The 13,784-nt window shown below is 70.1% G+C and carries 13 protein-coding genes and 1 riboswitch; of the genes, 3 read left to right on the top strand and 10 right to left on the bottom strand.

From position 1 onward, the window contains the following. Positions 1-13: 13 nt before the first annotated feature. Positions 14-994 carry an adenylate/guanylate cyclase domain-containing protein gene (locus ACQPYZ_RS01800; RefSeq protein WP_433164553.1) on the bottom strand — a complete coding sequence of 327 codons (981 nt, stop codon included), beginning with the start codon at positions 992-994 and terminating at the stop codon, positions 14-16. After that, complete coding sequence (locus ACQPYZ_RS01795) at positions 984-1,382, bottom strand: cyclic nucleotide-binding domain-containing protein (protein ID WP_433164552.1); 399 nt, start codon at positions 1,380-1,382, stop codon at positions 984-986. Before ACQPYZ_RS01795 ends, ACQPYZ_RS01800 begins: the two co-directional genes overlap by 11 nt. 334 nt (positions 1,383-1,716) lie before the next feature. Between ACQPYZ_RS01795 and ACQPYZ_RS01790 the strand changes: the two genes are divergently transcribed. Together ACQPYZ_RS01790 and ACQPYZ_RS01785 are read left to right on the top strand one after the other, a co-directional pair. Next, complete coding sequence (locus ACQPYZ_RS01790) at positions 1,717-3,243, top strand: DUF4185 domain-containing protein (RefSeq protein WP_433164550.1); 1,527 nt, start codon at positions 1,717-1,719, stop codon at positions 3,241-3,243. After that, positions 3,240-4,352, top strand: a complete 1,113-nt coding sequence (locus ACQPYZ_RS01785; RefSeq protein ID WP_433164548.1) for a sialidase family protein — start codon at positions 3,240-3,242, stop codon at positions 4,350-4,352. Before ACQPYZ_RS01790 ends, ACQPYZ_RS01785 begins: the two co-directional genes overlap by 4 nt. Here ACQPYZ_RS01785 and ACQPYZ_RS01780 read toward each other — a convergent pair. Genes ACQPYZ_RS01780 through ACQPYZ_RS01770 form a run of 3 tightly spaced genes read right to left on the bottom strand, consistent with a single transcriptional unit; the run spans position 4,349 to position 8,208 of the window. Continuing rightward, complete coding sequence (locus tag ACQPYZ_RS01780; RefSeq protein WP_433164546.1) at positions 4,349-5,713, bottom strand: threonine/serine ThrE exporter family protein; 1,365 nt, start codon at positions 5,711-5,713, stop codon at positions 4,349-4,351. The two genes, ACQPYZ_RS01785 and ACQPYZ_RS01780, sit on opposite strands and share 4 nt — an antisense overlap. 10 nt (positions 5,714-5,723) lie before the next feature. Continuing rightward, complete coding sequence (locus tag ACQPYZ_RS01775) at positions 5,724-6,695, bottom strand: sugar-binding transcriptional regulator (protein ID WP_433164544.1); 972 nt, start codon at positions 6,693-6,695, stop codon at positions 5,724-5,726. 31 nt (positions 6,696-6,726) lie between these two features. Continuing rightward, the gene (locus ACQPYZ_RS01770; protein ID WP_433164542.1) at positions 6,727-8,208 is read right to left on the bottom strand and encodes a DUF4038 domain-containing protein; all 1,482 of its coding nucleotides are present in this window, start codon (positions 8,206-8,208) and stop codon (positions 6,727-6,729) included. Positions 8,209-8,260: 52 nt separating this feature from the next. Further along, positions 8,261-8,394, top strand: a riboswitch (FMN riboswitch). Positions 8,395-8,485: 91 nt separating this feature from the next. Between ACQPYZ_RS01770 and ribB the strand changes: the two genes are divergently transcribed. Beyond that, positions 8,486-9,106, top strand: a complete 621-nt coding sequence (gene ribB / locus ACQPYZ_RS01765) for a 3,4-dihydroxy-2-butanone-4-phosphate synthase (RefSeq protein WP_433164541.1) — start codon at positions 8,486-8,488, stop codon at positions 9,104-9,106. Here the strand turns inward: ribB and ACQPYZ_RS01760 are convergent. Genes ACQPYZ_RS01760 through ACQPYZ_RS01740 form a run of 5 tightly spaced genes read right to left on the bottom strand, consistent with a single transcriptional unit; the run spans position 9,090 to position 13,781 of the window. Further along, positions 9,090-10,058 carry a transketolase family protein gene (locus ACQPYZ_RS01760; protein WP_433164540.1) on the bottom strand — a complete coding sequence of 323 codons (969 nt, stop codon included), beginning with the start codon at positions 10,056-10,058 and terminating at the stop codon, positions 9,090-9,092. The genes ribB and ACQPYZ_RS01760 overlap by 17 nt on opposite strands. After that, complete coding sequence (locus tag ACQPYZ_RS01755; protein ID WP_433164538.1) at positions 10,055-10,966, bottom strand: transketolase; 912 nt, start codon at positions 10,964-10,966, stop codon at positions 10,055-10,057. The genes ACQPYZ_RS01760 and ACQPYZ_RS01755 overlap by 4 nt, the downstream gene beginning before the upstream one ends. Further along, a complete protein-coding gene (locus ACQPYZ_RS01750; RefSeq protein WP_433164537.1) occupies positions 10,963-11,958 on the bottom strand; it encodes a sugar phosphate isomerase/epimerase family protein in 996 nt (331 codons plus the stop codon). The genes ACQPYZ_RS01755 and ACQPYZ_RS01750 overlap by 4 nt, the downstream gene beginning before the upstream one ends. A 9-nt stretch (positions 11,959-11,967) precedes the next feature. Then, on the bottom strand, positions 11,968-12,864 hold the full coding sequence (locus tag ACQPYZ_RS01745; protein WP_433164536.1) for a carbohydrate ABC transporter permease: 897 nt from the start codon (positions 12,862-12,864) through the stop codon (positions 11,968-11,970). Then, entirely contained in the window at positions 12,861-13,781 is a 921-nt protein-coding gene (locus ACQPYZ_RS01740) for a carbohydrate ABC transporter permease (protein WP_433164534.1), read from the bottom strand. The genes ACQPYZ_RS01745 and ACQPYZ_RS01740 overlap by 4 nt, the downstream gene beginning before the upstream one ends. Positions 13,782-13,784: the final 3 nt, after the last annotated feature.

Here is a 13,784-nt window from a genome sequence, read left to right as displayed (position 1 = left end):
GTCCCAGTGTCCATCACTCCGCACGCTGCAACGCGTACGGGACCAGGTGGTGGTACCCGCGGACCGACATCCGGCGGAGCCGTCGCAGCCGGTAGTCACCGTGGCCGTCGAGCGCGGCCGCGAGCTCGCGGTCGACCAGGACGCGGCCGGGTTTGCACTCCGACGTCAGCCGGGACGCGAGGTTCACGACCTCGCCGTACACGTCTCCGAGCCGGATCAGGATCGTGCCGTAGGCGAGGCCGATGCGCAGGTCGGGCAGGTCGTCGACCGCGGCCACCGCGTCCTGCAGGGCGAGGGCGACCGCCGCACCCTCGGCCGCCGTGTCGGTGACGAACAGGACCTCGTCGCCGATCGACTTGATCACCCGGCCGCCGTTCAGCGCGACCACGTCCGCGGTCAGGCCCTCGAACCGCTCGATCAGCTGGCCGAGCTCGGCCTCGGTCAGCCGCCGGGCCAGCCGGGTGAAGCTGACGATGTCGGCGAACCCGACGGCGCGGATGCCACGGGCCACCTCGTCGGAACCGGCCACCGCGCGACCGCCGGCCGCGGCCAGGTGCCGGCGCCAGACGTACGTCTGCAGCCGCTCCATCGCCGGGAGCAGCATGTCGGCAACCTCGATCGCCTCGTCCGCGGACAGCTTCGAGCCGGCCAGGAACTCCAGGAACATCGCGGACTGCCAGGACGCCAGCCGGGACTGGGTCTGGCCGAGCTTGCGCGCCAGTGACGACTCGAGCTCGGGGTCGATGAAGCCATCGTCCTCGAGCGCGGCCACCAGCCGCAGTGCCTCGACGTCGCCGTCGGTGAAGGCCACCTCGTCGTCCGGCACGGTCGCGAACCCGAGCGCGTGCCACATCCGCTCGGCCCGGGCGATCGAGATCCCGGCCCGCTCCGACACCTGGATCCGGGTGAACTTCCGTTCGCCGCCGAGCAGTGCCTGCTCGAAGTCCCGCTGCCGTCCGGCCAGGTCGACCGCCGGCGTGGGCTCAGGATCCACCGCGGCGCTCGGCGATGGTAGCGTCGATGGCGTCCCGGAAGGCGGGCAGCCGGCTGGTCAGGTCGTCGAACTTCTCCCGGGTGAAGTGCAGCAGCTGCAGCCGCGACTTCGCCGTCACCGTTGCCGTGCGCAACGTGTTCTTCCGGACCCCGACCTCGCCGGCGATGTCCCCCGGGCCGAGCTCGGCGATCTCCTCGCCCTTGACCCGGACGGCCGCCGTACCGCTGAGGATGAGGTACGCCGCGTCCGGCGGGGTCTGCTCCAGGATCAGCGACCACCCGGCCGGCACGGAGACCTCCTCGCCGGCCCGGAAGATGTCCCTGATGTCGCGTCCGGACAGATCCGCGAACAGCGGCAGGTCGCGCGGGGATGTCCTACCCAAAGCCACGTCGATCCTCCGAGCCCGCCGGGCCACCCCGGCGATCGCCGATGTTTCCAGTCGGTAACTCTAACGGACGCCCGCCCCCACCCCGCCGCGAGCCGCCCGTCCCCGCGTCCACGCGAGCCCCCGTCCCCTCGACGCGAGCCGCCCGTCACCGCCTCGACCGCGGGCCGCCCGTCCCCGGCGACCTTGGGCTCCGGGTGAGCGTTTCGACGGTGGACGAATGCTCAGGCGGAGCACAAGGTCGGGGCGGGGCGAGCTGTTGACCCGGTGACAACGACGGACTACGGTCGGCGGAAATCGATTTCTCACGAGCTCTGCCCCGCCCTAGGAGACCGAGATGCGGAAACGATTGCTGCTCGTCCTGCCGGTCCTGCTCGGCGCCGCGTTGGTGCCCGCCGACCAACCACCCGCGGCCCAGGCGGCCGCCGTACCGTCACCGGCCACCCAGGTCGCGAAGCTGACCGGGCCGGGGTCGATCAACGACACCGAGGCCCGGTTCGCACTCAAGGCGACCGACCTCGGCATTCTCTGGGACAACGGCGCCGGCGAGATCCTGACCGCGTTCGGCGACAGCTACGGCAGCGGCTGGACCGGTCCGGGCGGTGGGGTCGGCGACCCGGCCACGATCGACTGGCGCTGCAACCTGCTGTTCCGCAGCAAGGACCGCAACCTGGCCGACGGCATGGCGCTGGACTCGGCAGCCGAGGACCGTCCCGGCCACGCCAAGCAGTTCCTCGACTGCCAGAAGGTCGACCGGGTCGAGCACACCGTGATCCCGACCGGCGGCATCGCGGTCGGCAACCGGCAGTACGTGCAGTACATGTCGGTCAACTACTGGGGTCCGGCCGGCAGCTGGTTCACGAACTACTCGGGTTTCGCGTACTCCGACGACAACGGCGAGACCTGGACCAAGGACCCGAAGGCCCGCTGGCAGAACACCAAGCAGTGGGACAACAACTTCCAGATGGTGGCCCTGGTCCGCGACAAGGGTTACGTCTACATGATCGGTACGCCGAACGGCCGGTTCGGTAACGCGCACCTCGCCCGGGTCCCGGAGAAGCTGGTGCTGTCGAAGAGCGCCTGGCGCTACTGGGACGGCCGCACCTGGTCGCCGCGGGAGAGCGCCGCGGTCCCGATCGCGATCGGCCCGGTCAGCGAGGTGTCGGTGCAGTGGAACGAGCACGTCGGCAAGTGGCTGATGATGTACCTGGACGAGTCCCGCGCGTCCGTCGTACTGCGGTCGTCGGAGTCGTTGACCGGGCCGTGGAGCGGTGAGCAGGTCGTCGTCAAGGGCAAGGACTTCCCCGGGTTGTACGGCACGTACATGCACCCGTGGTCCAGCGGTGAGGACCTCTACTTCACCATGTCGCAGTGGGACCCGTACAACGTGTACCTGATGCACACGAAGCTCACCGACGACGGTCAGGTCACCAACCTGGTCACCGATCCCGGCTTCGAGGAGCAGACGGGCAGTACGCCGGCTCCGCCCTGGCAACTCAACGGTCGCGGTGGCATCGACGCGGCGAACCTCGGTCACAGCGGCGCCAGGAACGCCTTCGTCCGCGACTCGATCGGCACGCACCAGGTGCAGCAGAGCGTCGCCGTCCGCCCGCATCACCGGTACCGCCTGTCCGCGTGGATGCGGACGGCGGAGAACAACCGCGAGACGATGATCGGCGTCCGCACGCTGCGCGGGAAGGAGATCGCGCAGAAGACCGGCGGCGCACACAAGGACTACGAGAAGGTCAGCGTCGAGTTCAACTCCGGTCGTGAGTCGCTGATCCAGCTGTACGCCGGCTTCTTCGGCCACGGCCAGGATGTCTGGCTCCAACTGGACGACGTCGTGCTGGAGGAGGTCAAGTGAGACGGCTCATCGTTGTCCTCACGCTGATCGCCGGCTTCCTGGTCGCCCCGGCGACCGCGAGCGCGGCGACCGGTCAACTGCTCCGGGACGACACCGGCCTGTATCCGCGGGTGATCCGGCTCGAGCACAGCGGCCCGGCGAACGGGCGTGTGCTGGCGAGCGTGGTCACCTTCGTCGGCAACGCGGACGGCATCGGCGCGATCTACGAGAGCACCGACGCCGGGAAGAGCTTCACCCAGGTCGGCACCGTCGAGGATCCGGAGGCGGCCGACGGCCAGGGCCTGTGCTGCGCAACGCTGTACGAGCTGTCCCAGCCGGTCGGAGCGTTGCCGGCCGGCACGCTCCTCTGGGCGGCCTCCGTCGGCGCCGACGACCGGCCGATGTCGCTGCGGATCTGGAAGAGCAACGACGTCGGCCGCACCTGGTCGTACCTGTCCAGCTGCGCGACCGCGGCGAACGACCGCGGCCTGTGGGAGCCGGAGTTCTCGATCGCCAAGGACGGCCGGCTCGTCTGTCACTACGCGGACGAGACCGACCCGGCGCACAGCCAGAAGCTGATGCAGGTCCGCAGCTCGGACGGGGTCACCTGGACCGACCCCACGCCCACGGTCGCCAGCCCGACGGTCGCACATCGCCCGGGCATGCCCGTCGTACGCCGACTGCCGAACGGCACCTACCTGATGTCGTACGAGATCTGCGGCCAAGGTGGTCAGTACGACTGCGCCGCCTACACCCGGCAGTCGCCCGACGGCTGGAACTGGACCTCACCGGGCACGATCACGCGGACGGCGGACGGCAAGTACTTCACGCACGCGCCGACGATCGCGGTCGCGCCGAACGGCAACCTGCTGGCGGTCGGCCAGATCCTGCAGAACGCCGACGGATCAGTTGCTGCCGGCAACGGGCGGACGCTGTTCGTGAAGCGTGGCAACGGCCACTGGCGGACGATCCCGGCTCCGGTCGCCGTGACCGCCCCCTACAACAACTACTGCCCCAACTACAGCTCGCCGCTGCTCGTCTCCCCGGACAGCAAACGCGTGCTGGAGCTGGCGTCCGACTACCACAACGGCATCTGCAAGACGTACTACGCGACCAGCCGAGCGCACTAGGGCAAGGCGGTCCGGCGGCGACTGCGGCGGGAGCCGGTACGCCGCCGGACCGGCCGGCGTGGGCCGACCAGGCGGGGCCCGGCGAGGCGATCCTCGAGTCGCCGGGCCTCGCGCCGGATCGGCTGAGCGACGTACTCGCCGAGGATCACCCCGGACGCGAGCGCGACCCCGATGGCCACCGCGGTCGCCAGGCTGACGATGCCGATCAGGTTGCCGAGGCCCATCAACTCGTAGAGGCCCTTGTAGATGGTCAGCCCCGGCAGCAGCGGGATGGTGCCGGAGACGACCACCACCAGCGGCGGTACGCCGGTACGACGGCCGAGCGAGTAGCCGCCGAGACCGACCGCGAAGGCCGCGGCCGCTGTCGACCAGGCCGGCCCGAACGACGCCCGCGTCATCAACGTGAACACCAGCGACCCGGCCGCACCGATCACCGCGATCGGCAGCAGCGCCCGCAGCGGGGCGTACGACGCGTACGCGAACGCCAGCGCCATCAGCGCCCCGGCGCCGACCATGATCGGCAGGTTGGCCAACTGGATCGTCTGCGCCTCGATGCCGACGTTCAGGCCGAGCTTGATCCCCAGCGTGAGCCCGAGGCTGACCCCGGCGATGATCCCGCCGGTGAGCAGCATCGCCTCCAGACTGCGGGCCGCGGCGGTCACGTAGTACCCGGTGATCGCGTCCTGGACGGCACCGGTGAGCGCGATCCCGGCCAGCAACATGATGATGCCCGCGGCAACGACCAGGGACGGTTTCACCGGCGCGTCCACGGCGTACAGGATCAGCGCGACCGCGGTCGCCACGAACGCGCCGGCCACCTGCTGGTAGAACGCGGGCAGGCGCTGCCGGCTGAACCACCGGTTGCTCAGGTCGATCACCATCGCGGTGACGACCGCGACCAGCGTGATCAGCCAGCCGCCGCCGAGCAGCAGGGTCGCGCCACCGGCCATCACGCCCCAGGCCAGGACGGCACTCCAGCGCGGGTACGGCGGGCCGGCCGATGTCAGCCGGGCCAGCTCGCGGCTCGCCTCCTCGCGGGTCACGTCACCGCGCGCGAGCCGCCGTACCAGCCGGTCGACCTCGGTCAGCCGGGAGAAGTCCTGGGACCGGTAGCGGACCAGGCGGAGGTGGGTCTCCGGCGCGGCGTCCGGCGCCGCCTGGTACGAGATCGCCATCGAGGTGAAGGTGATGTCGACCTCGCAGCCGCGCAGGCCGCCGGCCGCGGTCACCCCGAGGATGGTCGCGGTGGCGTCCGCCGTACCGGCGCCGCTGGACAGCAGGACCTCGCCGATCCGCAGGGCCAGGTCGAGCGTCCGGTAGACCTCGCGCTGCTCGTCGCGGTCTTTCGGGCGCGCGTCCATCACGCCGCCATCAGGCGTCGAGCAGGCGGTCGGCCATCGCCAGGTCGGTGATCAGGATGTTCACCCAGCCACCGAGCAGCGCGGCCCGGATCGCGGAGAACTTCCGGTCACCGCCGGCGACCCCGATCCGGCGCGGCACCGCCAGCAGTTCCTTGGCGGTCACCCCGATGACTCGCTGGTCGAACGTCGAGCGCACGTGCCTTCCCTCTTCGTCGAAGAACCGGAAACAGACGTCGCCCACCGCGCCGAGCCGGCGCAGCTCGTCCTGGTCCGCCTGGGCGACCGCATTCCCGCTGCGCTGCAGCAGCGGCGACGGTTCGAGGCTGCCGATCCCGACGAGGGCGTCGGTGAGCTGTCCCCAGGTGCCCAGGACGTCGCGGACGGACACGTCGTTCATCATCGCCCGCCGGACCGCGGACGTGCCGACCAGGCCCGGCGCCGGCAGGTAGACCGGCATCCCGCCGGTCAGCTCGGCGAACCGCGCGGTCAGCCGGGTCGCCTGCATCTGCACCGCCGCGTCGCCCAGCCCGCCGACGATCTGGACCACCTTGTCGACCACCGGCACGCTCTTGCGCGGCATCCGGTCGACCGCGCTGATCAGCGTCTCGCTCCAGGACGAGATCCCGATCACATGCCCGCCGGTGAGCGTCATGTCGATGTACGCCGCCGCGCCCGACCCGAGCGCCGGCAGCACGTCGTCGTCCACGCCGAGGGTGTCGACGACCACCGCGTCCCGCAGTCCGTACCGGCCTTGCAACTCGTCCTCGAGGTCGCTGTGCACGCCGCTCGGCATGGTCACCACGGTGTGCACGATGCCGACGTCGACGGCCTGCTTGAGCATCCGCGACACCCGCGCCTGGGAGAGGTTGAGCTCGGCCGCGATCTTCGGTTGCCGGATGCCCTTCTCGTGGTACATCCGGGCCACCTTCGCGAGCAGCCGCAACTCGTCCAGCCCCGGCTGACGCACCGCGCGGTTGTTCACTCCAGACCTCCTGACAGACGACGACTATAGGTCAGCCAGGCAGATGTACACGCGAGGTGCACCGCCAGGATCGGGCAGTGGATCCCGGGGCGAGTCGCGTTGGCCGGTCGCGACCACGGAGCCGTCGCGGGGGTCCACGATCCGGTACGGCAGGGGTACGTCGTCGTCGAACACCCTCACCGTGCCGCCGTACTCGCGGTAAACGATCAGCAGTTGCCCGGGCACGCTGAGCGCCCGTCCGGAGATCACCCGGGTCCAGTCCGGCACCATGTCGGTCGTCGGCAGACCGTTCAGGATCTTCGTGACCAGCCCGACGTACGCCGATCCTTCGAAGCCGGCCGCCTCCCGCCAGCCCGCGCCGGGCGCGGCGAAGTAGTCCGAGTGCCCCGGGCTCGTCGGGGTGCAGCTTCCACTGCCACAGGCTGCCGGCGCCGTAGACAACGCCCATCGTCCCGCCCGCGCACAGGTTGCTCCACGCCTCGTGCCCCTGCCACCACCCGGCCGCTACGCCGGTCCGGCCGGTGTGCTCGTACGTCGGCTCGCCGTTCGCGACCGCTCTGACCGGGAGGTTCCGCCACATGTCGGCGACCCGATCGGGCACGTGCTCACCGGTGTGGCCGGTCTGGCACCACTGGAAGTCCAGCCAGTCCGCGTCCTGGTGAGCGTCGGCGCGGATGTGCGGCCGGTAGTGGATGCCGGTGGGCTGGCCGTAGCAGTCCGACGCCTGCACCTCCGCCCCACCGGCCGCGATCTGCGGTTCGCGCCCGGATCCGTCCCCGCCGACCAGGTAGATCGCGGGCTGTGCGCCGTACCGGGCGACGAGGTAGCGGCAGTAGCGCGCGTACTCCGCCGGCGGTACGACGGGGCCCGCGACGTCGAGGCCCTTCCAACCGAAGCCGTGGAAGACGGGCTGCAGGACGGGGACGAGACCGTGCTCGACCAGGATCCGGAGCAGGCCGTCGAGGTACTGGAAGTAGTCGACATTCGGCCGGTTCAGGTGGCCGTCCGGGAGATCCTCGAAGGCCACCGCGAAGCCCTGGTCCTGGGTGCGGTCGCGCGGCCCGACCGCACGCATGTCCGGCTGGACCGTCATCAGCAGGACGGCGTTGAACCCCTTGGCCTGCCGGTCGGCGGCGTACTCCCGGACCTGCTCGGGCGTCGCCCGCCACGGCAGCGCCCACGCGGTGTCCGCCGCCAGGATCGCGGGTGTGCCGTCGGCGTGCACGAGGCTGCGGCCGCCGGGCGACATCCGCCAGAAGCCGTGGGCGTAGAACGGGTGGTCGGTCTCGGCCGCGGTGACGTCGAACTCGCCGGCGTCGTCGCCGCAGGTCCACTGCCACCGCCCGGCCTCAGGGGCGGCGAAGCGGACCCGCCAAGTTTCGCCGCCGTCCCAGAACGCCGGCCGCCGCAACCGCGGGCCGTCCTCGTGCTCGAAGTCCGCCCAGATCTCGGCGGCGTACGGCTGCTTCCTGGTCAGCGTCAGCTCGAGCTCACGCCAGACTGAGATGGACATGACACTCCACGAAGGGTTGGGACGGATAAACTGACCCGCGTACAGCAAGATCACACGTGCTCTGGGGTCGGTGAAATTCCGAGCCGGCGGTGACAGTCCGCGACCCGTGACTTCGCAGGAAGAAGCGGTTGACCCGGTGGAACTCCGGGACCGACGGTGAAAGTCCGGATGGGAAGACGCACGTGGCAGTCTTCGCGGTGCGCTGCCGGCGTGCGTGCCGGACGTGCCCGCGGAGCTTGTCGTTGCCCCGGAGCGCCAGGCCGAGAGGACAGCGACCGTGAGCACCGCGACGACCACCCGCTTGGACACCATCGAGCGCGCGATCGGCGAGATCGCCCGGGGACGGCCCGTCGTGGTCGTCGACGACGAGGACCGTGAGAACGAGGGCGACCTGACCTTCGCCGCGAGCCTGGCGACCCCGGAACTGATGGCCCTGCTGGTCCGGTACACCAGCGGCTACGTCTGCGCACCGGCCGCACCGGAGGTCCTCGACCGGCTCGCGCTTCCGCTGATGGTCCCGGACAACCAGGACAGCCTGCGGACGGCGTACACCGTCTCCGTGGACGCGAGGACGGGCGTCGGCACTGGCATCTCGGCCGCCGACCGGGCCCGGACCGTCCGCGTGCTGGCCGACCCGGCGGCCCGGCCCACGGACCTGATCCGGCCCGGCCACATCCTGCCGCTGCGCGCAGTCGAGGGCGGCGTCCGGCAGCGGCCCGGTCACACCGAGGCCACCGTCGAGCTGGTCCGGCTGGCCGGGCTGCCGCCGGTCGGCGTGATCGGCGAGCTGATGAACGACGACGGCACGCTGATGACCGGGGCCGGACTGCGGGCGTTCGCGGACACGCACGGGCTCGCGATGATCTCGATCGCCGACCTGGTCAGTTACGTGTCTTGAGCAACTGCCGGGCCGCGTCGGCGATGCCGTCGGGTGAGAGGCCGTAGCGGTCCAGCAGGTAGCCGGCCGAACCGGTCGGCGCGAACTCGGGGATGCCGAGGATCGACACCCGGGCCGGGTGTTGCTGGACGACGGTCTCCGCGACCGCGCCGCCCAGCCCACCGCCGGTCACCGCCTCCTCGGCGGTGACGATGCCGGCCGTCTCCCGCGCGGCCGCCACCACGGCGTCGACGTCGAGCGGCTTCACCGTCGGCATCGACAGCACCCGGGCCGAGATCCCTTCGGTGGCGAGCTGCTCGGCCGCGGCCAGCGCCCGCCACAGCACGGTCCCGTTGCTGACCAGCGTCACGTCGTCACCGGCCCGGACCGTGATCGCCCGGCCCAGCCGGAACTCGTAGTCGTCGGCGTACACCTTCGGCACGCTCATCCGGCTGACCCGGATGAAGACCGGCCCGTCCGAGGCGGCCGCCCAGCGCAGCGCCGCCGCGGTCTCGACCGGGTCGGCGGGCACGATCACGGTCAGGTTCGCGATCGCCCGCAACCAGGCGATGTCCTCGATCGAGTGGTGCGTCGGGCCGAGCTCGCCGTACGCGACGCCCGGGCTCATCCCGCACAGCTTCACGTTCGTGTTCGAGTAGGCGACGTCCGCCTTGATCTGCTCGAGCGCGCGGCCGGTGAGGAAGCAGGACGCGGCCGAGACGAACGGGATCCGGCCGCCGTTGGCCAGGCCGGACGCGACTCCGACCATGTCCTGCTCGGCGATGCCGACGTTGATCAGCCGGTCCGGGAACGCCTTCCGGAAGCTGTTCAGCTTGCTCGAACCGACCGAGTCGTTCACCACCCCGACGATCCGGTGGTCCGCGTGCGCGAGCTCGGCGAGCGTCTCGACGTACGCGTCCCGGCAGTCGTACCGCGGCTGGTCGGCGATCGAGGCGGTGTCGGCGACGGTCATGCCTGCTCCTTGGTGTAGCGGGGAACCAGAGCCTCCAGCTCGGTGACGGCCTGCTGGAACTCGGCCGCGTCCGGCACCCGGTGGTGCCAGGCGACGTTGTTGCTCATGAACGAGATCGGGTGGCCCTTGTGGGTGTGCGCGATCACGAAGGTCGGCTTGCCCGGCCGGAACGGGACCGCGGACAGCACGTCGAGCAGCTCGCCGTGGTCGTGTCCGTTGACCTCGACCACCGCGAACCCGAACGCCATCGCCTTGTCCGGCAGCGGATCCAGGTCGTTGGTCTCCTTCGTGGTGGCGCCCTGCTGCAGCCGGTTCCGGTCGACGATCACCGTCAGCCGGTCCAGCTGGTACTGCGAGGCCGCCATCATCGCCTCCCAGTTGCTGCCCTCCTGCAGTTCGCCGTCCCCGACCAGGACGTACGTACGCCGCAACGAGACGTCGAGCTTGGCCGACAGGGCGTGCCCGACCGCGACCGGCAGGCCGTGCCCGAGCGGGCCGGTGTTGGCCTCGACGCCGGCCACCTTGTTCCGGTTCGGGTGCCCGTTCAGCGCGGACTCCGGTTGGAGGAACGTGGCCAGCTCCTCGACCGGCAGGAAGCCGAAGGCCGCCAGCGTGGTGTAGAGCGCGCCGGCCACATGGCCCTTGCTCAGGATGAACCGGTCGCGCTCCGGGTCGTTCACCGTGTCCGGGCCGATGTCGAGCACCGCGCCGTACAGGGTGGCCAGGATGTCGATCGCGGAGAAGTCGCCGCCGATGTGGCCGGCGCCGGCGTGGTGGACCAGCTTGAGGTCCTGCAGCCGGATCTGCCGGGCGGCCTCGGCGATGTGCGCGACCTGCTCGGCGCGGCTGCTGTGGACCGGCAGCCGGCCGAGGACCGGCATCGTGGTGTGTTCGACCGTCAGCGTCATGCCAGATCCGCCATCGAACTCAGCAGCACCTTCTGGACCAGCTTCTGCGCGGCCAGCGCGTCGTGCGACGCCTGCGCCGCGGCCAGCGCCTCGTCGTCCAGTACGTCGAGCGCGTGGTGCACCGCCTTGAGAAACCGGATCGCCTGCTTGGCGGCCTCGACACTGTCCTCGCGGAACGGGAACTGGTCGAGCTGCCAGACACCCTCCCAATTGTTCCTCCGCAGGGTGTGGAAGAACTCGAACGTCTCGACCAGGTGGACCGAGCCGACGACCATGTCGTCGTCCCAGCCGCGCAGGTTGTCGTTCACGTCGATCGCGAACAGCCGGTTGTAGTCGATCGCCAGCTGGGCCGCGTCGGCCGGCGTCTCCTGGCCGTACAGCGAGTGGCCGAAGTCGAGCAGGATGCCGAGGTTCGGCAGGCCGATCTTCTCGATCCCGAGCAGGGTCCGGGCGACGTTCGGGAAGACGATCTTGACCCGGGGCTCGCGCGGCTTGTACTCGATCACGAAGTTGATGTCCGGGTGCGCCGAGACCAGCTCGGTCAGCCCGTCCAGCGCCAGGTTCCACAGGTCGTGGTAGTTCACCTGGAACGGGTAGTCCCAGCCGTCCTGGCCGGGCCAGAGCTTCACGTACGAGCAGCCCAGGTCCTTGGCCAGCTCGGTGGCGTTGTGCATCAGCTCCAGCGCCTGCTTGCGGACGCCCGGGTCGGGGTTGGTGAACGAGCCCTTGACGAAGTCGCGGGTGTAGATCTCCGGCGTGATCGCGATCGCCTTCAGGCCGTTCCGCTCGAGCGCGGCCTTCACCTCGTCGAGCGTGCCGTCGTACCCGGCGAACGGCCAGTTCAGGTCGACGACGGACAGGTCGCCGACGGCGCCGGCCCGGTCGAGCTGTTCGAGCAGTCCGACGGGTTCGCCGTACCCATCGGTGGCGTAGCGGTCCTTGTACGTCGCGAAGTGCCAGATACCCGCGCCGAAGACCGGCAGATCAGTCATCGTGGTGTCCTAACCCTTGAGGGAGCCGGCGGTGAGCCCGCCGACGATCCAGCGCTGCAGGAAGATGTACGCGATCAGGATCGGTACGACGGCGATCAGGATGCCCGCCGCCAGACCGGTGTTGTTGTTGGCGAACTGCCCCTGGAAGTTGAGCAGCCCGACCGGGATCGTCTTGTTCGCGTCCGAGTTCAGCAGGATCAGCGCGAACAGGAACTCGTTCCACGTCGCCACCGCGTCCAGGATCGCCACCGTCACCAGGGCCGGCGTGGACAGCGGCAGCACGATCGTGAAGAAGATCCGCCAGTCGCCGGCGCCGTCGACCCGGGCCGCCTCGAAGATCTCGTCCGGGATCTGCCGGAAGAACGACTGCAGCACCAGCACCTCGAACGGGATGCCGAAGGCCAGGTACGGCCCGAGCAGACCGAGCAGGCTGTCGGTGGCACCGGCCGACCGCATCATGATGAAGACCGGGACGATGGTGATGTAGATCGGGATCGTCAGCCCGAGGAACACCGAGAACATCACCGTCCGGCGGAACTTCATCCGCAGCTTCGCCAGCGCGAACGCGAGCATCGCCGACACGAGCACACCGAGCGGCACCTTCATCAGTGCCAGCAGCGCGCTGTTGCGGTAGGTGGTGGCGAAGTTGCCGATCCCCCACGCGTCCTTGAAGTTCGACCAGGTGAAGGTGTCCGGCCAGGACAGCGGCCCGTTGCCGACGAAGTCCGACAGCGGCCGGATCGCGGTCACCACCAGCAGGGCCAGCGGCGAGATCCAGAACAGCGCCACCACGAGCAGCACCAGCGTGATGACGACGCCCTTCCGCCCTCTCGGTGGTCGGCTCTGGGGCACGGTGTCGGTCGGTACGACGGGAGCATCGACCCGCACGGGCGCGATCGAGGTCATGACGCCTCCCTTGTCTGCGAGCGGACGTACGGGATGCCGACGGCGATCGCCACCAGCGTGATCACAACCGCGATCGCCGTGCCGTAGCCGGCTTGGTAGTACTGGAAGACGTTCGCGTACATCCACGTGCCCATCACCTGGGTCGCCGTACCGGGACCGCCGTACGTCATCGCGTAGATCATGTCGAAGACCTTGAACGAGTCGATCAGCGACAACGCCAGCACGATGTAGTGCGCGGGCCGCAGGCTCGGCATGGTCACGTTCCAGAACTGCTGCCAGCGGGTCGCGCCGTCGACGGTCGCGGCCTCGTAGAGCTCCTTCGGGATGCCCTGCAGCGCGGCCAGGTAGAGCAGCATCGGGAAGCCGGTCCGCAACCAGATGGCCGGAACCATCACCGCCCACAACGCGGTCGAGTCCTGGCCGAGCCATGGCTGCGCCAGCCCGTCCAGCCCGATCAGCCGCAGCACCGAGTTGATCGCGCCGTACTGCGGGTTGTAGAGCCAGCCCCAGATCGAGGCGATCGACACCAGCGGCAGCACTGCGGGCGTGTAGAAGATCAACCGGAGCACCGGCTTGCCGTGCACCTTGCCGTTGAGCGCGATCGCCAGCGCGAGCCCGATCGCGGTCGGGAACGCGATCGTGACGACGGTCCAGATGGCGTTGTTCCGGACCGCGGTGGCGACGACCGGGTCACTCGGCAGCTTGGTGTAGTTCTCCAGCCCGACGAAGTTGTACGTCGCGCTCAGGCCGTCCCAGTCGGTCAGGCTGAACCACAGGGACGACAACGCCGGGTACACCAGGAAGCCGACGTACACCACCACCGCGGGCAGCGCGAACATCCACGGCGACCACTTGCCGCCGCGCTGGACCTTGGGAGCCGTGGCCCGCTGACGCCGGGACAGTGCGACCGTCGCCATGGT

This window comes from Kribbella sp. CA-247076, from assembly GCF_050942445.1.
Classification (GTDB): Bacteria; Actinomycetota; Actinomycetes; order Propionibacteriales; family Kribbellaceae; genus Kribbella.
Note: the sequence above shows the minus strand (reverse complement) of the source record. Positions and strands in the feature narration are given on the sequence as shown.